Below are 21498 nucleotides of genomic sequence, written 5' to 3' on the forward strand. Positions count from 1 at the left end.
CCCTACGAAGAGCGATCTTGCTTTGCATCATTCGTAGGGGCGAAGCATGCCTCGCCCGAGGTTAACCGCCTTTATTTGCTGTCAGGCAGCGCGTAAGCTTTCACGTAATCACCCAGCTTGGTGCCGAACGAACCGTGGCCACCCGCAACGATCAGCACATACTGCTTACCGTTCACTTCATAGGTCATTGGTGTCGCCTGGCCACCCGCTGGCAGACGCGCTTCCCACAGCTGTTTGCCGTTAGAGACGTTGAATGCACGCAGGTAGTTATCGGCGGTGGCAGCAATGAAGAACACGTTACCGGCAGTGGTCACCGGTCCGCCCAGCATTGGCATACCCATTTTAAACGGCAGCGGAACCGGTGAGCTGTCGCGCACGGTGCCGATACGTTTTTTCCACACGATATCATTGGTTTTCAGGTCAACCGCAGAGATGTAGCCCCATGAAGGCTGTTTGCACGGGAAGCCCAGCGGAGACAGGAACGGATTCAGCGTCACGCCGTACGGCAAGCCGTACTGTGGCTGAACACCGGACTCAGTACCGGTACCGCCCTTATCATTCTCATCCGGCTCAATCGGGTTACCCGGACCACGAGGGATCAGACGGGAAACAAACGGCAGCGCCATTGGATTCGTGACCGCAACCTGACGATCGGTATCCACGGCAATACCGCCCCACTCGAACATACCGAGGTTACCCGGGAACACCAGAGTCCCCTGCTCAGATGGCGGAGTGAACGGACCTTCATAACGTAACTGGTGGAACATCACACGACAAATCAGCTGATCGTAGATAGTGGCACCCCACATATCTTTCCCGGTCAGCTGCGCTTTCGGGCGGAAGCTCAGCTCAGAGTAAGGCTGCGTAGGGGAAACGTGATCGCCCTTGGCTGCGCCACCCGGAACCTTCATTTCCGGTGCCGGAACAACAGGCTTACCGTTGGTACGGTTCAGCACAAAGATGTCACCGGTTTTGGTCGGAATGTAGATGACCGGAACCTTGTTACCGTCTTTGTCGTTGATATCAGCCAGCGTTGGCTGTGCCGGAACGTCCATATCCCACAGATCGTGGTGAACCGTCTGATAGAACCAGGCCAGTTTACCGGTGGTGGCATTCAGTGCCAGCATACCCGTGGCAAAGCGCTCCATTTCCGGGGTACGGTGACCGCCCCAGATATCAGGGGTCGAAACACCAATTGGCAGGTAAACCAGGTCCAGTTTGGCATCGTAAGACGCCGGAGCCCATGAGTTCGGAGAGTTCGGCGTGTAGTGCTGCTCGCCTTCCGCAATCACGTTCGGATCTTTCGCGCCGGTATCGAAGGCCCACAGCAGTTTACCTGTGTTGACATCGAAACCACGGATCACACCGGACGGCTCTTTGGTTGAGTAGTTATCGGTGACCGCACCGGCCATCACAATAGTGGTGCTGGTGATGATAGGCGGTGACGTTGGTTCGTAAGAACCCACTTTATTGTAAGGCAGATTGCTCTGCAGGTTCAGCTTACCGTTGTCGCCGAATTCCGGGCACAGAGCGCCGGTTTCAGCGTCCAGCGCATACAGACTACCGTCATTGACCGGCAGTAACACGCGGCGTGAGCACAGCGCAGGCTGAGTTCCGGCTGGGGTCGCTGCGGCTTCTGGCGTCTGGTAGTAAGACACACCACGACAGGTCACATGCTGGAACGTCGGGTCCGTCTTCATCTTCGGATCAAACTTCCACTTCTGCTTACCCGTCGCCGCATCCAGAGCAAACAGCTGCTGGTGCGCAGTACACAGATACAAAGCATCGCCGATTTTGATTGGCGTGACTTCGTTGGTGATCTCACCCGGATCGTTAGGTGTTTTCAGGTCGCCGGTCTGGAAGGTCCAGGCTTCCTGCAGCTTATCAACGTTAGTGTCGTTAACCTGCTTCAGCGGGGAGTAACGCGTACCGCCCTGCGTACGGCCATAAGCCGGCCAGTCACCTGCCGGAATACCGTCGTCAGCCGGGGCCGCCGCGGCCTGATCCTGGCTCAGCGTGCCGTTGATTTCCTGCGGGTCGTTAAACACCGAGTAAGCCAGCACCGCGACCACAAACACCAGCACGGCTGAAAGTGCCACGCGAGGGAATGCACCCGTTGAACCCAGGCCACGCCAGATGAACGGCAGCACCATCCACAGGCCGAGGAAGAAGGTGACGTCCAGACGCGGTGTCAGCGCCCAGAAGTCGGAACCCACTTCCCACAGTGACCAGATAGTGGTCGCCAGCAGAAAGAGTGCGTAGAACAGCAGCGCTGCGCCACGGCGGCGATACAGCATAAAAGCTGTGATCAGCAGAACCACACCAGCGATGATGTAGTAGAGCGAGCCACCCAGTTTAGCCAACCAGATACCGCCAATTAACAGATACAGACCACTCAGAGTGGCGAAAATCGCTGTTAACAGGATCAGTATTCTTGATGCTTTACTTTGCATAGTTTGAACCTTACCAAAATTTAAAGTCATCGATTAAGCGAGAGCCCAATCTTTTAGTTTTATACTTCCTATCCATACGGTGTCATTGACCCGCCACTGCAGGCGCTTCAGCAGGCCATTACTGGATTCATTGCCATATTGTCTTCGGCGAAATACTCAGAACTGATACGTCACGGTGGCACCGCCGCCCCAGTTACGCCCCGGTGCGGGTTCGTAGTAGCGGTTATTACCTTCATTCACGATAACGGAGCCGACGTACTCACGGTCGAACAGGTTATCGACGCGGCCAAACAGGTCCAGCGACCACTGGCTCCAGTTGAAACGGTAGCCACTGTTCAGGCTGGTTACTGCGTAGGACGGTGCCTGGGCATCGTTCGCATCATTGGCCTGAATGTCACTCATATAACGAATATCGGCACCGGCATGCCAGCCGCTTTCCGGTGCATACGCCAGTGATGCGTAGCCCATATTGCGTGCAATACCCGGCAGGCGGTTGCCCGCAGGCGTACAGACATTCTTCGCATTACAGGTTTCATTGCGGTACGTGGCATCCAGCAATGTCCACGCCAGCTTCAGGTGCCAGTCCATCGCGAACTGCTGGTCAAAGCCCAGCTCCAGGCCACGACGGCGCGTCTCTCCGGCATTTTTATACACGGCACGCCCACCGGAGCTGCTGTCGACCACCAGCTCGTTATCGGTATTGGTCTGGAACACGGCGGCGGTCAGCAGGCCATAACCAATACGGGTTTTACTGCCCAGCTCGAACGTATCGCTGGTCGCGGGTTTCAGCCCCAGGTTCAGACCGGTCTGCGTACCGGAAGTCGAACGGTAAGAAAGCTCATTAATCGTCGGGGTTTCAAAACCACGCCCGGCAGAAGCATAAAGATTCCATGCATCGGTCACCGCATAGTTCACCGAGCCCATCGGCAGCAGCTTGTGATAGCGCGCGCTGCCGCTGTCATCACCGTTAACACTGGTTATATAGTAGTCGGTGGAATCAAAGTTCACCGTGCTGTAGCGCAACCCGGCATCCAGCGTCCACTTTGGCGTCAGCTGCCAGCTGGTTTGCAGATAGGGATCGAGGTTCCACATGGTGTTTTTTTCGTTACGGCGCTGCTCGCCCTTTTCACCGAACTGGTTAACCCCGTTGACCGTATTGTAGTTCTGGAAGCCCTGACGGCGTTCGGTCATGGTTTCATAGTCGAGGCCGCCAATCAGCGTCACCGGTACAGAGCCGAGCTGACCGTCGTGCTTCCAGCGGGTATCCACTCCCTGATATTTACGCTCCAGCACAATGACGCCGCCCGGATAGGTAGCGAGCTGCTGAGTACCATAAGGGATCGACTGATATTGCGTAGTGTGGCGCTCACCGTGCCAGGTGGTCAGCGTCAGTTGGTCATTTTCACTCATCTCACGCTGATAACGCAGGCCGACCTGAGTCTGGTCGAGGCTCTTACGGGTATTAAAGTTATCGCCACGCGGCGACTGGCGCGGATTGGCTTTATATTCTTCTTCCGTCAGACCACCGGGATCGTTAGCATCCACGGAGACGCTGTTAAACATCAGCGTCAGGGTACTGACATCATCAAGACGCACGCCGAGCTTACCGTTACCGAGGCTTTTCTGCGTACCGCTGTGGTCGCGGAAGCCGTGGGTGGTAAAGCGCGAACCGGAAATCGTGTAATTCACGTCCCCCGCCTGGGTGCCATCACCGGTGGCGCCGCTGGCTTTGACGCTGTTACGCCATGAGCCGTAGCTGCCGAAGTAAGTGCCCGCTTCCAGCGTGGTGGGCTGGCTGCCCGTTTCGCTGTCAATATTCACCACGCCGCCGGACGCATTGCCGTACAGCGCAGAATAAGGCCCACGCAGCACTTCCACCTTGCCCACCGAGTTAATATCAATGTTCGACGTCTGCCCCTGCCCATCCGGCATGGTGGCGGGAATGCCATCAACATACAGCCGCACGCCGCGCACACCGTACATGGAACGGCTGCCGAAGCCGCGCACGGACAGTTGCAGATCCTGAGCATAGTTCTGGCGATTCTGAATTTGCAGCCCCGGCACGCCGCCAAGGTTTTCGGAAAGGTTCACCTGAGCGCTGGCACGGCGCAGCTCGTCGCCGTCCACCACGCTGACCGCTGCCGGGGTATCCAGTTCGGACAGGCCCGTGCGCTGTTTAATCACCATCAGGGACGATTCCTGTCCCTGAACAGGGGCGGCATCGGTAGAAGTTTGTGCATAGCTGACAGCAGCAGGCGTCATCAGAAACAGAGGCGTCAGAAAGTAAGCAGAGGTTTTATTATTCACTGGAATTATTCGATAAGTAAAAATAATGCTAAAAGTCTTACCCGGCCCAGCCCGGTAAGCGCCCGACGTTCCCTGACGTACACGGCTTTGTCTTCACCAGGCAACCTCGTCAAAAGTATATAACCCCTGGTCAGGTTTGCTCAGTTCATCGACAAAGAACGCTTCCCTGTTACGCGCTGACGTCTTTTTCTGTGCGGCAGTTACGCGTCCCTGCCAGCACTTATGTGATGCATGTCACAAAACGGTGGCGATTGTAGCACTCATTAATTTGCTTGCGAACTATTGTTAACGTTTTGGCTGAATTGATTCATTTTAACGTTACAAAATAGAGGGTTATTGAATCTTATGCTACACAGCGATAGTGAACACTAACTATCCAGAGAAGCATGACTCTACAATGACGTTATTATCGGGCCGGGCTATAATCAGTCGCATCACACCCAATGTGGAACCGCCACTAACAGGATGTACTATGCCGAATTCAGGACACTGGCTGTTGCCCTCTCTCCCTTCACCGCAGCGTGCCATCCGTATACTGTTGCCTTCGCTGGTCTTTCTGCTTGCTGCGTGCTCCTCAGACTATAAAGGTCAGTCGTGTCCCGGGGAGATACAAACCTTGACCGGGCAACCGCAGGGGGCCACCCAGGCGATGATTATTGACCGCTTCAGCTCATTCTCCGTTGAGTTGCCAGACCTCAGGCTCGACAGCGGGCCACTACAGTCCAACGATCGCCAGCTCTATATTCCCTCAGCCACCACGCCGGATGGCTGGCTGGCACAGCGTATTTCCGATCATCGTTTCGCGATTATTAACGCCCCGAAAGACCAGGCGATCACCTTTACCTGCCCTTAACCTGCGAGAACTTCTGCCGATGTCCACGCGTCAATTGATTACTAACCGACACACTTTTTTTGGCCGCGGTAGCCTGCAACAACTGGTCCCGCTGCTGAACGATCCGCTATTGCCCACGCTGCTGTTCTGTGGCCGTTCGTTTCTTAACGGCAGCGCCTGGCAACAGCTTCAACCCCAGCTGGAGCCCCTGCTGTGCGGCGTGGAAATCGTCAGTCATGAAGCTTCCCCTGATGAGATCGATGCCTGGGTGGCACGCTGGCGTGATAAGGCTAAACGCGTGGTCGCTATTGGCGGCGGCAGCGTGCTGGATGCTGCCAAAGCGGTTGCCGCACTCAGCCAGCATCCGCTTAATACCCTGCGCTATCTGGAAAAAGTCGGCGATACCGCCGTGAGTGGTGCCACACTTCCGCTGATTGCGATCCCCACTACGGCGGGAACGGGCAGCGAAGTGACGCAAAATGCCGTGATCACCGACAAAAATAAGCTCAACGTCAAAGCGTCATTACGCCACGCTAACTTTGTGCCGCAAATAGCGATCCTCGACCCAGACCTGCTGCGCGGTGCGTCAGATCATGTGCTGGCCTGCTGCGGTATCGATGCCTTTACGCACCTGTTTGAAGCTTATCTCTCCCAGAACGGCAATGCCTTTACCCAACAGACCGCCATCAGTGGGATGCGGGCCTTTATGCGCGGCTGGGCGGCACTCAATCAGGAGGATGAAGCCGGTAACGAGGCACGTGAACAGATGATGATGGCGTCATGGCTCGGTGGGCAGAGCCTGAGCATGGCCGGGCTGGGCGTGATCCACGGTATCGCCGGAGAGCTGGGTGCTATCAGGGATTTCCATCATGGGGAAGTGTGCGGTCGCCTGCTGCTGCCGTTCCTGCATCTGCTGAATGAGAGCGAACATCCGCAGCAGATCGCCCTGATGCAGCAGCTGGGTGCGGCCCTGTTCCCGCTGGGAGAAGGGGCAACGGCAAGACGGCTGGCCAGTTGGCTGACCGATAACGCGATTCACCCGTTCTGGCAATCTCCTCCCGCCCTGAACAAACAAGAGATCGACTGGGTTCTGGCCCGTTCTAACAGCAAAAACAGCCTGGTGACCTACAGCGTGGAACAACAGCGCTGGCTGCTGGAGCAGGCCTACCCGGGCGCAGATTAAGCACGGATGCCGGGCACACTGTGGAGAGGTGCCCGGCATTGCGTTAAGGAAGTTTAAAGATTTCGTTAAACCCGGCGACTTCAGACTTTTACCCTTGTTCAACCGCCCGCCAGACGCCACATTCCTTCTGTCTGAACATTGATTCAATCGCAAGGAATAATAAGATGAAAAAGATCGCCACGATTGCCCTCTCGGTCATGATTTGTGCCAGCAGCAGTCTGAGTGCCTTTGCTCAGGGTCCCGGTAATGGCCCAGACCAGCAGCAGCCGGTCAAACATCCACAGCAGCCACAGCATCAACAACAGCAGAAAAGCCCGCAACAAGGTCATGACGCACGGCCCCAGCATACATCGCAGCATCAACAGCGTAGTCACCAGCAGGCAGAGCATCAGCAGAAGCCTGACTTCCGCCGGGGCCACGCCCTGCCGCAGCAGTATCGGGGGAAAGGGTATCAGGTCAGTGACTGGAAAAAACGCGGATTGAAATCGCCGCCATCCGGTCATCGCTGGATGAACGTTGACGGCAATTATGTCTTGATTGCGGTGGCGACCGGCGTAATTGCCTCGGTGATTGCACACCAGTAATAACAGCGGGCGAGGCGTGCCTCGCCCCTACAAATACCGGCTCCCGCCAGGGGACGGGTATACCCGATCCTACAAATACCGCCTCCCGCCAGGGGTCGGGTATCCCCGATCCTACAAATACCCCCTCCCGCCAGGGGGCGGGTATCCCCGATCCTACAAATACCGCCTCCCGGTAGGGGTCGGGCATGCCCGACCCTTTCCATCAACGCTTAGAAAGAACTCCAGTTATCATCCACAGCTGCCGCCGCAGGTTTCGCTAAACGCGCGGCGGGCGCAATGGCCGGTACTTTCTTCTGATGAGTTTCGACCGGAACACGGCGATCGGCCTGCAACCTGAATGCCGATACCAGCTGGCTCAGGGTCGATGCCTGCTCCTGCAACGACTGCGATGCCGCCGACGCTTCTTCAACCAGCGCGGCGTTCTGCTGGGTCACGCTATCCATCTGACCAATCGCCAGGTGAACCTGCTCGATGCCCTGGCTCTGCTCAGAGGTCGCCGCAGCCATTTCACCGACAATATCCGCCACCTGACGAATTGACCCCTGCACCTTAGCCATGTTCTCACCGACGTCGGCCGCCTGCACTGCGCCGCTCTCCACCAGCTGCGCGGAGGTGACAATCAGATCTTTAATCTCGCGGGCAGCGGTCGATGAACGCTGTGCCAGGTTACGTACTTCGCTCGCGACCACGGCAAAACCACGCCCCTGCTCACCCGCACGTGCCGCTTCTACCGCCGCATTCAGTGCCAGGATGTTGGTCTGGAAGGCAATGCCTTCAATCAGCCCGGTGATGTCAGAAATTTTACTGGAGCTGATTTTGATTTTATCCATCGTGCCGACCATCGCAGCAACGGCATTCCCACTGTGGACTGACAGATCGTTAGCGGTGCTGGCAAGAGAGCTGGCCTGACGGGCATTTTCGGCGCTCTGTTTGACCGTATCGTTCAGGGTACTGATGCTGGCGGAGGTCTGCTCCAGAGAGGCAGCCTGTTCTTCGGTACGTGCAGAAAGATCTTCGTTACCCGCAGCAATCTGGGTTGATGCGGAGCTGACAGACTGAGCGGAAGAGGTCACCGAGCCCAGCACGCCGGAAACACGCGCCATCAGGCTGTTAAAGGCCGCAGCGGTTTTACCAATCTCATCGCTACGCGTCGCATCCGCCTGCTGGCTGAGATCCAGCGTCTCGCTGACCGACACCATCAGGTTCTGAAGACCGTTCAGGCTGTTACGCACGCTGAAGATGGTTTTCACCGCCAGCAGGCCCAGCACAATGATCGCTGCAGTGGCAAAAATCAGCATGCCCCAGAAGACCTTGCTGTAAATCTCGGCGTTTTCGCGGCGCAGATCGTTACCGATATCAATGTTGAGCTGAATCTGTGCTTTCAGGCCTTCAGACAGTTTACGTACCACGGCACCCACACCGTTTTCGCCCTGCAATAACGGCAGAGATTTCGCATCATCGTGGGCACGTGAAACACTGTAAAACGCCGGTAACGATCCCTGGATCGCGGTAATCGTCCCCAACGCTTCCTGGGTCATCGTGCGGTCGCGATCGCTGGAGATGTCATTGGCCATGTAGTAGTCGGTCAGCGTTTTCAGTTGGCCGACAATCTGGTCAATTTTAGCTTCGATGGCAGGCTGCTTGCTGTCGTCGTTCTCACTTTGGTGCTCATACAGCGCCAGGCTCAATTCACTGGCCGCGCTAATGGTTTTATCCAGGTCTTTAATACTGGGAATGGCATTAACCTGTACAAATTCAAAACGGGACTGGAAGCCGCTTATCGCTGAAAGGGAATATGCCGACAGCGCGATCAACGACAGCGCCAGTAAGGTGAAAATCAAGAACAGCCGTTTAGTTATGGTCATGCGATATCCCCGGTGTGTTTACAGATAAATTGGACGATCTTTGTCGTCCATCAGCACAGGGTTATCGGTAAACCAGCGGCGTAACTTTATTCATTTACCGTTGGTTTACATTTTATTTTTACATTTGGGTTACAGGCACGCTGACTTCCTCCAGCCAGCCGGGGCGCATTTCCGGCACTGCCCGCAGCAACTGCGCGGTATAATCATCCAGCGGTGCGGTGAATACCTGCTCCAGACGTCCCTGACGCACCACGCTGCCATAACGTAACACCATGACTTCGTCGGCTACGGCTCTGACCACATGCAGGTCGTGGGTGATAAACAGCAGTGAAACGCCGGTTTCCTGTTGCAGTTTTTTCAACAGCGCCAGTACCTCACGTCCCACCAGCGGATCAAGCGCCGAGGTGGGTTCATCACAGACAATCAGCTCCGGCTCTACCGCCAGCGCCCGTGCGATGCAAACACGCTGTTTCTGCCCGCCGGACAGCGAATGGGGGTAGCGCGCGGCCAGCAGTGGCGACAGGCCGACTTTCTCCAGCAGTTCCCCCACCCGGGCCTGGCGCTGCTGTGCCGTCAGCGACGTCAGACAGACCATGGCACGTTCAATTTGCAGACCAATCGTCAGACGGGGGTTAAGCGCCGTATCGGGATGCTGATGAATCATCTGGATGGTTTGCATCTGCTGACGCGAGCGCTGGCGCAGCTGTGGAGGCAGCCGCTGACCGTTAAAGGTGATATCCCCTTCTGAGGGTGCCACCAGGCCACATACTGCCCGGCCGAGGGTTGATTTACCCGCGCCAGACTCGCCGATCAGCGCCAGCGTGCGTCCCCGCCCTACCGTGAGCGATACCGCATGCAGTACCGGGTCGCCATGATAGCCAATGCTGACATCGCGCAGACTCAACAGCGGCAATGTCGCGCTGCGCGGCTGATGCGGTTCACCGTGACTGTGCAACAGATCACGGGTGTAGTCCTGAGCGGGCTGCGTCAGCAGCGATAGCGTGTCACCGCTTTCCACTTCACGGCCGTGGCGCAGGACCATAATGCGCTGGCTGAGCTGGGCAACCACCGCCAGATCGTGGCTGATATACAGTGCCGCCACGCCGGTCTGACGAATAACCTGCTGAATCGCCTTGAGCACTTCCAGCTGAGTGGTCACGTCCAGCGCCGTGGTCGGCTCATCAAACACAATCAGTTCCGGCCCGGCGCAGATCGCCATCGCAATCATCGCCCGCTGAAGCTGCCCACCGGACACCTGATGCGGGTAACGGTGGAAAAACACCTCCGGCTGCGGCAGCTGTAGCTGGGCGAAGATCTCAATCGCGCGGCGAATGGCGGCCTGTCGGTTCATCACCCGGTGACTAAGCGTGCTTTCAATCACCTGTTCACCGATTTTCTTCGCCGGGTTGAAGGCGGCGCTGGCCGACTGCGCCACGTAGGCAATCTTCACCCCGCGGACTTTGCGCCACTGGCGTTCCGATAGAGCGGTCAGTTCCTGCCCGGCAAAGTGGATGTGCCCACCGCTCAGGGTCATTCCGTGGCGAAAATGCCCCAAAACGGCCTGGCCGATGGTCGATTTCCCGGCACCTGATTCACCAATTAATCCCAGCACTTCTCCTTTGCGCAGGGTAAAGGAGATATCGTCAACCAGGACGGCATCTCCCGCGGTCACCCGCAGTTTATTCACGCTTAACAGCGGTTGTTCACTCATCTTCTACTCCTGCCAGCTACGGCTATGCTGGCTTAACAGCCAGTCAGCAACACTGTTTAATGCCAGTGCCAGCAGGGCAATTGCCGCGCCGGGGATCAGTGCCGCCCAGACGCCAAACAGGATGCCATCTTTATTATCACGCGCCAGGCCACCCCAGTCGGCAGTTGGCGGCTGGATCCCTAAGCCCAGGAAAGAGAGTGCCGACAGGAATAAAAGAATGAAGATAAAGCGCAGGGCAAATTCCGCAATCAGCGTGGTAAAGGCATTGGGCAGGATCTCACGCCACAATACCCAGCCCAGCCGTTCGCCGCGCAAACGTGCGACTTCAATAAATTCCTGTGCCGCGATATCCAGCGCCAGCGAACGTGATACGCGCAGCACACGGGTTGATTCGAGGATGCCCAGCACCGCCACGATCACCGGAATGGTTTTTGGCAGCATCGCCAGCACAACCAGGGCTAAAATCAGCGTTGGGATCGCCATCAAAATATCATTAACGCGCGAGATCACTTGATCGACCCAGCCACGGTAATAGCCCGCAATAAAACCGAGGAAGGTGCCGATGGCAAAGGCCAGCAGCGTAGCCACCGCGCTGACGCTCAGTGAAGTACGGGTACCCCAGATCAGACGAGAGAGAAGATCGCGCCCGAGGTTATCGGTGCCCAGCCAGTTTTCCGGCGTCACGCCACTCCAGGCGCTGCCCACCACGTCGCCGGGCGCATACGGTGCCAGCCACGGAGCCAGAAGTGCCACCAGTACAAACAACACCAGCCCGATGGCACCGGGCAACACAGCAAGTTTCAGCCTAAACATCCACATCAGTTCCTTGTAAAACCCTGCCAGCCTCAATCAGTGCTGTCAGGGTGTATAGCATGACTATTCGTTAGCGACTGTGGCGCAGGCGCGGGTTGGCCAGCAGGGCGACAACATCGGCCAGCAGATTCAGCAGGATATAAATACCCGCCAGCAGTAGTGCACAGTCCTGGATAACCGGGATATCACGCTTACTGATACTGTCCACCATGTACTGACCGAGACCAGGGTAAACGAAGACGTTTTCAACAATGACCACACCGACCATCAGCCAGGCCAGGTTCAGCACAATCACGTTAATGATGGGCCCCCAGGCGTTCGGTAACACATGACGGAACAGAATGGCGGAGGGCGATAACCCTTTCATCAGGGCGGTATCGACATACGCGGCATTCTGCGCACTGACCAGCGCAGCACGCGTCATATTGCTCATATGCCCGAGAATGGCGAAGATCAGTGTCATACACGGCAGAGCAATGGCCAGCAGGCGATCGCCCAGCGGCATATCGTCAGCAATACTGCTGTTACTCGGCAACCAGAACAGGGTGATAGAGAAGATCAGGATCAGCAGATAGCCGGAGAAAAATTCCGGCAGCGAAACGGCAGCGCGAGTAAACAGATTCAGCAGCCGATCGATCCAACTTCCCTGGTAGCGCGCGGAGATAAAGCCAATCGTCAGTGCCAGCGGCACCGCGACAATGGCGGTGAAAAAGGCCAGTGACAGGGTATTGGCCAGACGATCAAGCAGCACCGGGGCGATCGCTTCACGGCTGGTAAAGCTGTGACCAAAATCGCCGTGCAGCACGCCGCCCAACCAGACCAGATAGCGGCCCAGCGCAGGCTGATCCAGCCCCAGCTGTTGATTGAGTGCGGCCACCGCCTGTGGCGTGGCCGTTTGACCGAGGATCGCCGTGGCGGCACTGCCCGGCAGCAACTGGATGCCAGCAAAAATCAGTATCGATACCACCAGCAGCATCACCACACCGGCCAGCAAACGCAGGGCCGTCAGTTTTAACAGGGGAAAGTGACCCTTCCCCCGACGTTCACTAAAATGACTCATTCGCTGTTATGCAAACCACACTTTTTCAGCGGCACGGTTACCGCTCATGGTAAAACCAGGGATAGCAACAAAGCCCTTCACTTTGGTACTGGATGCATCAAGCGCATCGGCGTACAGAGGGATAATTTCACTGCCCTTCTCCACCAGCATCACCTGAATGTCATGATAGATCTGACGGCGCTTCTGCTCATCTTGCTCACCACGTGCAGCAGTGACTAACTGGTCAAACGCGGGCTCTTTCCATTGCGACTCGTTCCACGGGGCATTGCTGGTGAACACCAGCGACAGCAGCGCATCGGCCGTCGGACGCAGCGACCAGTTGGACGAAACAAAAGGTTTCTTCATCCAGACGTTATCCCAGAAGGCATCGTCCGGCACGCGTTCCACTTTCAGCGGAATGCCAGCACGTTCAGCCGAGTTCTGATACAGCTGGCCAGCATCGACCGCACCCGGGAAGCCAGCTTCAGCCACCGACAACACCAGCGGACCGCTGAAGCCACTTTTCTGCCAGTGATATTTCGCCTTTTCCGGGTCATACGGACGCTGCGGAATGTCTTTAGCAAAGTACGGGCTGGACGGGAAAATCGGGTTATCGTTCGCAACAGTACCGTAGCCACCCAGCACGGTTTTAATGATCTGTTCGCGGTCGATGGCGTATTTCAGCGCCAGGCGGCCATCCAGGGTGTTAAAGGGAGCGGCAGTCGCCAGGCCCGGGAAAGTGAAAATCTGGCTGTCGCGTGAGCGCAGCAGCTGAATAGTCGGCATGTTTTTCAGGCGATCAACAATGCGCGGATTCACACGGTTGATGATGTGCGCAGAACCGCTGGCAAGGGCCGCCACTCGTGCCGTGGAGTCATTCATTGCCAGTGTTTCAACGGAGTCAACGTGACCGCGCGCCGGGTTCCAGTGGTTTGGATTACGCTTCACCAGCGTACGCACGCCAGGCTTAAAGCTTTCCAGGATGAACGCGCCCGTCCCGATGCCTTTATCAAAGTTCTCGTTTTCTGCGGTGATGGCAAAATGGACATCGCTCAGCAGCGCAATAAACTCCACATTGGGTTCTTTCAGCTTGATGGTCACCTGGTCAGGTGAGGTAGCCTCCAACGAGACGACCGGCTCCAGATAGCCTTTGACCGATGAGCTCGATTTCTCATCACGGTGATGATTCAGTGAATAGACCACGTCTTTCGCCGTCAGCGTGCGGCCATCGTGGAACTGGACCCCTTTACGGATATTCAACACCCAGGTTTTGCTGCCATCGTGGGTTTCCCAGCTTTCCGCCAGTGAAGGGGTGATTTTGCCCTGCTCATCCACTTCGGCCAGGCAGTTAAACAGCTGTGAACCGACAAAATACATATAGGATTCAAACCAGAATGCCGGATCGATGCGGTCAGTGCTGGAAGCGTTATCCATACCGACAATCAGATGCCCCCCTTTTTTGGGGGTGGCCGGTGCGGCTTCAGCCGCCCACAGCGATTGTAATGGCAGACCGGAACAGGCCGCCGCAACGGAGAGCGCACCGGTAGTTTTAATAAAGTCGCGACGATTCATGATGTTGTTTTTTCCTGGTTTCTTATTATTTTTTTCCGCCGAAGCGGTAAAGAATAGCGTATTTACTTCAGCGCAGAGGCCAGACGCTGAATATGTTCAGGGCCAATCCCGCAGCAGCCCCCCACCAGCGTAGCACCCGCGCCCACCCACTCCTGTGCCCAGTGCAGATAGCCTTCCGGGTGAGTGTCTTTACGTAAACCACTCAGACCTTCGTTCGCCCCGCCACCGTTGCTGCCGTGCTCAAACGCATTGGCATAAACGCCAATACCCGCCGGGGAGCCAAGGCGTTTCAGGGTCGCCGACGCCTGCTGTACAGCAGAAATCATCACTTCCGGGTGGCTACAGTTAAACAGGACGTTGGCCGCCCCCAGCTCGACCGCTCGGGTGACGGCGGCGGAGACGCTTTCCCCTGAACGCAATGTACTGTCGGCCTGCGGCTGGTCAGGATCGTCGTGCAGACTGAATGACAGCCATAAAGGCTGGGGCTGACCGGATATCGCTTCGTGAATAGCCTCGGCTTCGGCAATCGAACTGATGGTTTCACCCAGCCAGATATCCACATAAGGTGCCTGGGCGTTGACCAGCACGCGATGGATCTCCAGCGCAAGTGGCGCGTTAAACAGATCGGGACGGTAGGATCCCAGGGCCGGAGGTAAGCTGCCAGCAACCTGTACCGGATGCACTGCGGCATCGGCGGCCTGACGGGCCAGTTGCCCTGCCAGGGTGGCCAGGCACTGAGCATCAGCGGCAAAGCGTTCGTCACCAATATGGAAAGGAACAACCGCATAGCTGTTGGTGGTGATGGTGCCTGCCCCGGCAGCAATATAGCTGTCGTGCACTTCGCGCACGCGCTCAGGGGCTTCATACAGGGCCAGTGCCGACCATTCAGGTTGACGGAATGGTGCGCCCACCCGGGCCAGTTCACGCCCCATTCCTCCGTCCAGAATCTTTATATGCTGCGTCATTGGCCTGTTCCCATTCAGAATTTTCTAATCTCTGCATGCTACATAAATTGATGGCTACATGTCCAGACGTCTATAAGCTTAAATTCAGGAGTGTTTAGTACACAGAGGCAAGTACGCAGATAAATGATGAGCAATGAAGAATTAAAACAGCAGTTTTGCCAGCCCAAGGCCCAGGGCAAGCAACCCAAGCTGCGAGGAGGCAAACCACTTAGTTTGCAGTGCCAGTGACTGATGCAGTTCGGTACGCAGACTTTCCATTTTAAGGTCGATCTTTTTATCAAGCCGCATAATATCCTCCCTGGTGGCATAGTTGGACTTAATTACCGCCACATCGATTTTCAGCGTGCCCACATCCTCCTTGAGTTTACTGACATCCCCTTTCAGGATGTGCACATCGTCTTTAAGACGGCTGACATCGTGCTTTAACAGACCAACATCTTGCTGTAGCAAGCCAACATCCTTCTGTAAATTACCGACATGTCCTTCCAGTTTTCCTACACGAGTATCCATTCTTTTTCTCCCTGATATGAATGTTTTTCATACTAACAGGGCCAATAATAAGTGAAGTCAGGGAGCGATAGCAAGCCAGATGAGGGGATATTTTGCGGCCTGCGCCGGGAAAATGGAATGTAACGCCATGCAACGAGAAAAATATAAACACGAATTAAATGAATAATTTACGGTTTAAAGTAAGCAATCAGGATAAGAGGGGGGAAGGTTAATTGTCGGTGGCGGGTGCCACCGACAGCGGTAGATTAACGATGGCCTAATACGTTGCCGAGAATGATCGAGGTGATCACCCCGGTGGCTGCTGCAATCAGCACATAATTACCGTCAACATAGGCCCAGTGTTCGCCGCGTGGCGGTTCATACAGGCCACGATGGTGCCAGTCATCAACGCGGTAATCATCCCCGCGAAAGCGCTCGGGAGCAGGATGACCACGACGGAAATCATGGCCGTTCCAGGCAAAATGGTCACGCTCATCAGGGCCACCCCGGCCACGATCGCCATGACCCCGATCGTCATGGCCGCGATAGTTATCATGATCGCCGCCACCACGACGGTCGTCTCCGCGGTTGTCGCGCCCGCGATCCTGATGCCACTGTTGATCAGGGCCGTTGCCCGGCCCCTCTGCATGGGACAGGGTGGAGAAAAGGCTGCTTGCTGTGAAAAGACTAATCATCAAAGTCAGTGTTGTTTTTTTCATCTTGATATCCTCAGTTGCTCACGACCTGCGAACTGCCGCAACATCAATATCGGGGATACCACAACACTTCCCTATCTCACGAACTCCTAAACGGGGCTAATTAGCGTGTTTTTTTCACAGCCTTAACAGATTCCTTACCTTCACGCGGTGAGAACCTCGGGTTCAGACTTAATTTTCCAGCTGATAGTCGAGGGTAATCTCAGCACTGAGTAGTTTTGACACCGGGCAACCCGCTTTTGCCTGCTGAATAATCGTATCAAAAGCCGCTTTCTCAATACCGGGAAGCTTCACCTTACTTTGCAGGGCCACTTTGGTGATGGCAAAACCGCCCTCCACTTTGTCCAGGGAGACATCAGCGGTGGTATCAATGCTTTCAGGTGTGTGGCCCGCATCGCCCAGCATCAGCGATAGCGCCATGGAGAAACAGGCAGCATGTGCGGCCCCAATCAGCTCTTCGGGGTTGGTCCCCGCTTTACCTTCAAAGCGTGTATTGAAACCATAAGGCTGTTGGCTTAACGCCCCACTTTCGGTTGAGACGGTGCCTTTCCCCTGCTTGATATTGCCTTCCCAGTGCGCCTGTCCTTTCTTATGAATGGTCATTGTTATCCTCCGGTTATTTAACATCAGCTACCAGTATAGACGCTTTCACCGGGAACGACGGCACAGCGGCGCGCCACCAGCAGGCGCTGTCCGCAGAATGCCATGGGTGACGCCGCCTGCGGCCACACCTGAAGTAATTCAAATCCAGACTGTTGCAGCACCTGATGACAGTGCGCTTCCGCACCGCTCCCCCCGCGGAAAGCGGGTTGCCCATACGCCAGCGCCTGCACGGCCGCAGGCGTGACACGATGCAGCAGATGCTCACCGGTATTTTCCACCAGAATTAACGTCGCATTCGCTTTCAGCCAGGTATGCAGTTCCGACAGGCGACGGGCGGCGTCAGGCTGCACCAGCAGATCGCTGGCAAGGATGGCATCATGCCGGGCATCCTGTGGCAATTGGCTGTTGAGGGACTGCCCGGGTTCAGCCGCTATCCATACTGCACCAGCGAGATCGTCAATGGCAGCGCACGCACCCAGCGTCAATAAGCGGGGTGTATCGCACGCATCCAGCAGGCAGGGCAGCACGCTGGCGATGATCCCGGTAAAGTAATCATCAATAATCCCCGCATGGTGATGTAACTGATGCAGGCCTGTCAGGCTGGCTGGCTGCAAAGCCAGAGAAGGCGTGCGCAGCCAGTCATCGATGCATTCATGCTGGCTGAACAACGCCTCGGCCAGCGGTTCAGCATCGTCAAGCCAGGCCATCAACTGACGCAGGCGATGCCGGGCGTCATCAATTCCCTGTTCCAGCCGCATCTCAGCAGGAGCGCAGTCTGCCAGCGACCAGCGCTCATCCTCACATTCCAGCATCCCCTCCTCTTCCAGCACCTGATGCCAGTGTTGGAGCAGTTCGCTGTAGCAATCCGCAATCCGCAGCTGCTGGCTGCGTGATGCAATGTGCCAGCTTCCTGCATCACAAAATCCCAGGCGTTGCAGGGTTTGTAACATCAGTAGCGGTGCCAGACTTTCACTTTCGGCGAGAAAAGCAGCCAGCGACGCACGCCGCTGGCTGTCAGGCAACTGCGCCGCGGCAGCTTCTCCTGCCCGCTGCCAGTCGGGGATGAGGCTATTGTTGAGCGTTGTCATTGTCGTTCCTGTGCGTGACCGCCCGTTATCCGGGGATAAGTGAGGGTAAGTTACTGGTGATAATGATTGTTATTTCGCTTTATCGTGCAATGTTCGTGGAGGGGGTGCAAGGATTTTGTTCGAGGGGGCAGATCACGATCACAGGCCGACCATCACTGAAGGTCGGCCTGTCAGGCAAGAGAATAAAGGGGATGTTGAAGCGCTTACGTCACGCTATTTTTTCAGACTCTCCCTGACCTCTTTGACTTGACCCGCGCTCACCGCCTCCGCCTTATTGCTCCAGCCCTGACGAATAAAGGTCGCCAGTTGCGCCACCTCATCATCGCTCAGGCGGCCGGCAAAGCCTGGCATTACCAGCGTGGAGGGGGCTTTTGCCGTAGAGGGCTGCTGTGCCCCGGCCAGGATGGTGTGGATCAGCCCGGTCGGGTCGCCAGCATTGACGATAGTCGCCTGATCCAGCTCAGGGAAGATACGTGGTGCGCCCTTACCGGTGACAAAGTGGCAGGCACCACAGTTATCCAGATAGAGACGCTCACCTGGGGTGAGGTTCTTCGCCGCGGTCAGTTTCGCTTCCGTAGCACTGACTGTCGTACTTGCCGCCGCGGGTGCTGCCGGATTACCGCCAATAAACTTCAGATAGGCGCTGATGGCTTTCAGATCCGCTTCGGTCATCCACGACGTGCTGTGCTCGATCACCGAGGTCATCTCACCGCCTACCGCTGCTTTATCGTTACGCCCGGTCGCCAGATATTCGACGGTTTCCTGCTCGCTCCAGCGCGGCAGACCGCGCAGAGAAGGCACTTCCCAGCCGTTCAGGCTACCGCCGGAGAGGAATGTACTGTCGCTGCTGTCGAGCGCTTTCTCATTCATCGCCAACCCACGCGGCGTATGGCAGCTGCCGCAGTGGCCGAGGCTTTCGACCAGATACGCACCACGATTCACTTCTGCTGTTGCGCCGCCAATCGGCTGGAAGGGCTTATCGCTGGCAAAAGCCCAGTTCCAGAAACGCATGCCCCAGCGCTGGCTGAACGGGAAGCTGAGATCGGTTTCTGGCGGCTGCTCGTCACTCGCTTTCACTCCCTGCATAAAGTACGTGTACAGCGCATGCATATCCGCGTCGGTGATTTTTGCGTAAGCCGGATAAGGCATCGCCGGATAGAGACGCGTCCCGTCAGGCAACACGCCTTTACGCACGGCATCCGAGAACTGCTGCTCACTGTAGTTGCCGATGCCGTGCGCTTTATCCGGGGTAATATTGGTGGAGTAAATCGTCCCGAGGTTCGACTCAATCGCCAGCCCACCGGAGAACGCCGGTTTACCCGGAATAGTGTGGCAGGCACCGCAGTCGCCAAGCCGGGAAATATACTCGCCCTGTTTCACCAGACTATCATCGGCCTGGGCCATCGAAGCAAAAGTGCCTGCCAGCAGGACGGCATTCGCAAGCAGTAAACGTTTGAAATTGATCATCGTCATCTCCTTATGCCTGCACCATCGGGCCGGGGTTTTTCAGGTAAATCTCTTTGATCGCCTGCGCCGCCATCAGCGTGATCGCCCCGATGGTATCGGTCGGATTCGCCTGGAAGTTCTGCGGGAAAGCATTGCCGCCCGGCACAAAGACGTTATGCACATCCCAGCTCTGCAGGTACTTGTTCAGCGCCGAGGTTTTCGGGTTATCGCCCATCACCGCGCCACCAACGTTATGGGTGGAGACGTATTTGGTCAGGTCAAAGTGGGCATCCATCGGCAGGAAGCTTTCGCTGTAACTGTCCGGGTTAAGCTCTTTAGTAATGTTGCTGACGATGCCTTTCAGGTGCTGCTGTAATTTCAGCTCGTTCTGTTTCCAGTCGAACGTCATACGCAGCAGCGGATAGCCATAGTCATCGGTGTAGTTCGGGTCGAGATCGAGGTAGATATCGCGATACGACATGCAGGTGGTGGTGATGCTGATCTTCATCGAGTGGCCGTACCACTCTTCCATCCCTTCTTTCCAGCCTGCGCCCCAGGCCGGTGTCCCTTTTGGCAGTGCGGTACTGATCGGCGTACCGGTGGCCTGTGAACTGTGGATCTTGGCTCCGCCGATGAACCCCAGCCCCGGGCCATCAAAGTTGCCCGGTGAGATGTCGTTAAACATCTGCCCTGTGGCTCCCGCCGTAGCGAACGGATTGAAGTTTTTATCTTTGAAGAACAGCGTGGCACCGCCGTTACTGAGGAAAGCGTAGTTACGTCCAACCACGCCTTCTTCCGTCAGCGGGTTATAAGGCTGGCCGATGCCGGAGAGCAGCATCAGGCGGACATTGCAAAACTGGAAGCTGCTCAGCACTACAATCTTTGCAGGCTGGAAGCATTCATTGCCGTCTTTATCGATGTAGATCACCCCTTTCGCGGTTTTCTTATCATCATGCAGCACCACTTTCATCACGTTGGCATGGACTTCGTAGGAGAAGTTATCCATGCGCTTCAGTGCATCCATCACCGCCGTCTGCGGTGAGGCCTTAGAGTAGTTCAGGCACGGGTATTTACTGCAATAGCCGCAGTAATTACACGGCGCAATCTGGTTACCGTACGGGTTTGTCCAGGCACGTGAAACACAGGCTGACGGGTTGGGGAACGGGTGATATCCCAGCTTCTTCGCCGCCTTAACAAACATTGTGTTGTTCAGCGTGTCATCCAGCGGCGGCAGCGGGAACGGATTAGCACGCGGGCCTTCGAACGGATCGCCCCCTTCGAGGATCTGCCCGCGCAGGTTGCCGGTTAAACCGGACTGGCCGCAGATCATCTCAAACTTCTCGTAATAGGGTTCGATCTCTTCCCAACTGAACGGGAAGTCCATAATGCGCATATCGTCCTGCAACACGCCCGGTCCGTAGGCCTGGTCAGCATAGGTTTTCAGTTTAAGATCGGTCGGTGTCGGACGGATCAATACCGCCGTCCAGTGCAAACCCGAACCGCCCACGCCGTTACCCGGGCAAAAAGCGCCCCATTTGCGCGTTGGCAGCGCGGTCTGGCTCATGTTGTAACGCACCGTCACCGCCGCTTCTGCTGGCGTGGCCATCACTTTGTTACGCACGGCGTAGGCATATTCATCGGCTGGCTTGGGGTAGGCAAACTCTTCGTAACCGCGATCGGCTCCGCGCTCCAGCGCCCGCACTTTCAGTCCGGCCATCGCCAGCTCAATGCTCATCAGCGAGCCAGCCCATCCCAGGCCGACAACGACAACGTCGACTTCTTCTTTATTAATTTGTGACATATTCAACCCTTTCAACCCTTCATTTTTCGCG

Annotated in this window: 17 protein-coding genes; 3 read left to right on the forward strand and 14 right to left on the reverse strand. The window is 56.3% G+C overall.

Features of this window, described 5'->3' with window-relative positions; all coding sequences use genetic code 11:
- Positions 1-71: 71 nt before the first annotated feature.
- Together FY046_RS08305 and pqqU are read right to left on the reverse strand one after the other, a co-directional pair.
- Entirely contained in the window at positions 72-2453 is a 2382-nt protein-coding gene (locus FY046_RS08305) for a glucose/quinate/shikimate family membrane-bound PQQ-dependent dehydrogenase (protein ID WP_167864118.1), read from the reverse strand.
- A gap of 156 nt (positions 2454-2609) precedes the next feature.
- The gene (gene pqqU / locus FY046_RS08310; protein ID WP_446186062.1) at positions 2610-4715 is read right to left on the reverse strand and encodes a TonB-dependent receptor PqqU; all 2106 of its coding nucleotides are present in this window, start codon (positions 4713-4715) and stop codon (positions 2610-2612) included.
- Positions 4716-5232: 517 nt separating this feature from the next.
- Here pqqU and FY046_RS08315 point away from each other — a divergent pair.
- The 3 genes from FY046_RS08315 to FY046_RS08325 all read left to right on the forward strand — a co-directional run bounded on the left by FY046_RS08315 (position 5233) and on the right by FY046_RS08325 (position 7359).
- Positions 5233-5613: a hypothetical protein gene (locus FY046_RS08315; protein WP_133845659.1), complete on the forward strand. Its 381-nt coding sequence runs from the start codon at positions 5233-5235 to the stop codon at positions 5611-5613.
- Between the two features lie 19 nt (positions 5614-5632).
- A complete protein-coding gene (locus tag FY046_RS08320) occupies positions 5633-6775 on the forward strand; it encodes an iron-containing alcohol dehydrogenase (protein WP_133845660.1) in 1143 nt (380 codons plus the stop codon).
- 164 nt (positions 6776-6939) lie between these two features.
- Positions 6940-7359, forward strand: coding sequence for an RcnB family protein (locus FY046_RS08325; RefSeq protein ID WP_133845661.1), 420 nt, complete (start codon positions 6940-6942; stop codon positions 7357-7359).
- A 209-nt stretch (positions 7360-7568) separates the two neighbouring features.
- Here the strand turns inward: FY046_RS08325 and FY046_RS08330 are convergent, their stop codons facing one another.
- From FY046_RS08330 to FY046_RS08385, 12 genes are all read right to left on the reverse strand, one after another.
- On the reverse strand, positions 7569-9224 hold the full coding sequence (locus FY046_RS08330) for a methyl-accepting chemotaxis protein (RefSeq protein WP_446185951.1): 1656 nt from the start codon (positions 9222-9224) through the stop codon (positions 7569-7571).
- Between the two features lie 118 nt (positions 9225-9342).
- Positions 9343-10935 carry an ABC transporter ATP-binding protein gene (locus FY046_RS08335; protein WP_446185952.1) on the reverse strand — a complete coding sequence of 531 codons (1593 nt, stop codon included), beginning with the start codon at positions 10933-10935 and terminating at the stop codon, positions 9343-9345.
- Between the two features lie 3 nt (positions 10936-10938).
- Positions 10939-11748: an ABC transporter permease gene (locus FY046_RS08340; RefSeq protein ID WP_133845664.1), complete on the reverse strand. Its 810-nt coding sequence runs from the start codon at positions 11746-11748 to the stop codon at positions 10939-10941.
- A 70-nt stretch (positions 11749-11818) separates the two neighbouring features.
- Positions 11819-12808, reverse strand: coding sequence for an ABC transporter permease (locus FY046_RS08345; protein ID WP_446185953.1), 990 nt, complete (start codon positions 12806-12808; stop codon positions 11819-11821).
- 6 nt (positions 12809-12814) lie between these two features.
- Entirely contained in the window at positions 12815-14359 is a 1545-nt protein-coding gene (locus tag FY046_RS08350; protein ID WP_227535842.1) for an ABC transporter substrate-binding protein, read from the reverse strand.
- A gap of 62 nt (positions 14360-14421) precedes the next feature.
- Positions 14422-15324 carry a homocysteine S-methyltransferase family protein gene (locus tag FY046_RS08355; protein ID WP_446185954.1) on the reverse strand — a complete coding sequence of 301 codons (903 nt, stop codon included), beginning with the start codon at positions 15322-15324 and terminating at the stop codon, positions 14422-14424.
- 141 nt (positions 15325-15465) lie between these two features.
- Positions 15466-15834: a DUF1640 domain-containing protein gene (locus FY046_RS08360; protein ID WP_133845668.1), complete on the reverse strand. Its 369-nt coding sequence runs from the start codon at positions 15832-15834 to the stop codon at positions 15466-15468.
- A 245-nt stretch (positions 15835-16079) separates the two neighbouring features.
- Positions 16080-16532 carry an RcnB family protein gene (locus tag FY046_RS08365; RefSeq protein ID WP_133845669.1) on the reverse strand — a complete coding sequence of 151 codons (453 nt, stop codon included), beginning with the start codon at positions 16530-16532 and terminating at the stop codon, positions 16080-16082.
- 168 nt (positions 16533-16700) lie between these two features.
- The gene (locus FY046_RS08370; protein WP_159337466.1) at positions 16701-17132 is read right to left on the reverse strand and encodes an OsmC family protein; all 432 of its coding nucleotides are present in this window, start codon (positions 17130-17132) and stop codon (positions 16701-16703) included.
- Positions 17133-17155: 23 nt separating this feature from the next.
- On the reverse strand, positions 17156-18220 hold the full coding sequence (locus FY046_RS08375; protein ID WP_446185955.1) for a hypothetical protein: 1065 nt from the start codon (positions 18218-18220) through the stop codon (positions 17156-17158).
- 213 nt (positions 18221-18433) lie between these two features.
- Positions 18434-19693: a c-type cytochrome gene (locus FY046_RS08380; protein WP_446185956.1), complete on the reverse strand. Its 1260-nt coding sequence runs from the start codon at positions 19691-19693 to the stop codon at positions 18434-18436.
- Positions 19694-19697: 4 nt separating this feature from the next.
- Complete coding sequence (locus FY046_RS08385; protein WP_167864111.1) at positions 19698-21467, reverse strand: GMC family oxidoreductase; 1770 nt, start codon at positions 21465-21467, stop codon at positions 19698-19700.
- Positions 21468-21498 lie beyond the last annotated feature (31 nt).

This window comes from Erwinia sp. 1181_3 (genome assembly GCF_052824965.1).

Excerpts from the sequence above, each read along its gene's own strand:
- FY046_RS08385 (WP_167864111.1), bottom strand. The coding sequence starts at position 21,467 with ATGTCACAAATTAATAAAGAAGAAGTCGACGTTGTCGTTGTCGGCCTG.
- FY046_RS08345 (WP_446185953.1), bottom strand. The coding sequence starts at position 12,808 with ATGAGTCATTTTAGTGAACGTCGGGGGAAGGGTCACTTTCCCCTGTTA.
- FY046_RS08370 (WP_159337466.1), bottom strand. The coding sequence starts at position 17,132 with ATGACCATTCATAAGAAAGGACAGGCGCACTGGGAAGGCAATATCAAG.
- FY046_RS08340 (WP_133845664.1), bottom strand. The coding sequence starts at position 11,748 with ATGTTTAGGCTGAAACTTGCTGTGTTGCCCGGTGCCATCGGGCTGGTG.
- pqqU (WP_446186062.1), bottom strand. The coding sequence starts at position 4,715 with ATGACGCCTGCTGCTGTCAGCTATGCACAAACTTCTACCGATGCCGCC.
- FY046_RS08330 (WP_446185951.1), bottom strand. The coding sequence starts at position 9,224 with ATGACCATAACTAAACGGCTGTTCTTGATTTTCACCTTACTGGCGCTG.
- FY046_RS08305 (WP_167864118.1), bottom strand. The coding sequence starts at position 2,453 with ATGCAAAGTAAAGCATCAAGAATACTGATCCTGTTAACAGCGATTTTC.
- FY046_RS08375 (WP_446185955.1), bottom strand. The coding sequence starts at position 18,220 with ATGACAACGCTCAACAATAGCCTCATCCCCGACTGGCAGCGGGCAGGA.
- FY046_RS08325 (WP_133845661.1), top strand. The coding sequence starts at position 6,940 with ATGAAAAAGATCGCCACGATTGCCCTCTCGGTCATGATTTGTGCCAGC.
- FY046_RS08320 (WP_133845660.1), top strand. The coding sequence starts at position 5,633 with ATGTCCACGCGTCAATTGATTACTAACCGACACACTTTTTTTGGCCGC.
- FY046_RS08350 (WP_227535842.1), bottom strand. The coding sequence starts at position 14,359 with ATGAATCGTCGCGACTTTATTAAAACTACCGGTGCGCTCTCCGTTGCG.
- FY046_RS08360 (WP_133845668.1), bottom strand. The coding sequence starts at position 15,834 with ATGGATACTCGTGTAGGAAAACTGGAAGGACATGTCGGTAATTTACAG.
- FY046_RS08315 (WP_133845659.1), top strand. The coding sequence starts at position 5,233 with ATGCCGAATTCAGGACACTGGCTGTTGCCCTCTCTCCCTTCACCGCAG.
- FY046_RS08365 (WP_133845669.1), bottom strand. The coding sequence starts at position 16,532 with ATGAAAAAAACAACACTGACTTTGATGATTAGTCTTTTCACAGCAAGC.
- FY046_RS08335 (WP_446185952.1), bottom strand. The coding sequence starts at position 10,935 with ATGAGTGAACAACCGCTGTTAAGCGTGAATAAACTGCGGGTGACCGCG.
- FY046_RS08355 (WP_446185954.1), bottom strand. The coding sequence starts at position 15,324 with ATGACGCAGCATATAAAGATTCTGGACGGAGGAATGGGGCGTGAACTG.
- FY046_RS08380 (WP_446185956.1), bottom strand. The coding sequence starts at position 19,693 with ATGACGATGATCAATTTCAAACGTTTACTGCTTGCGAATGCCGTCCTG.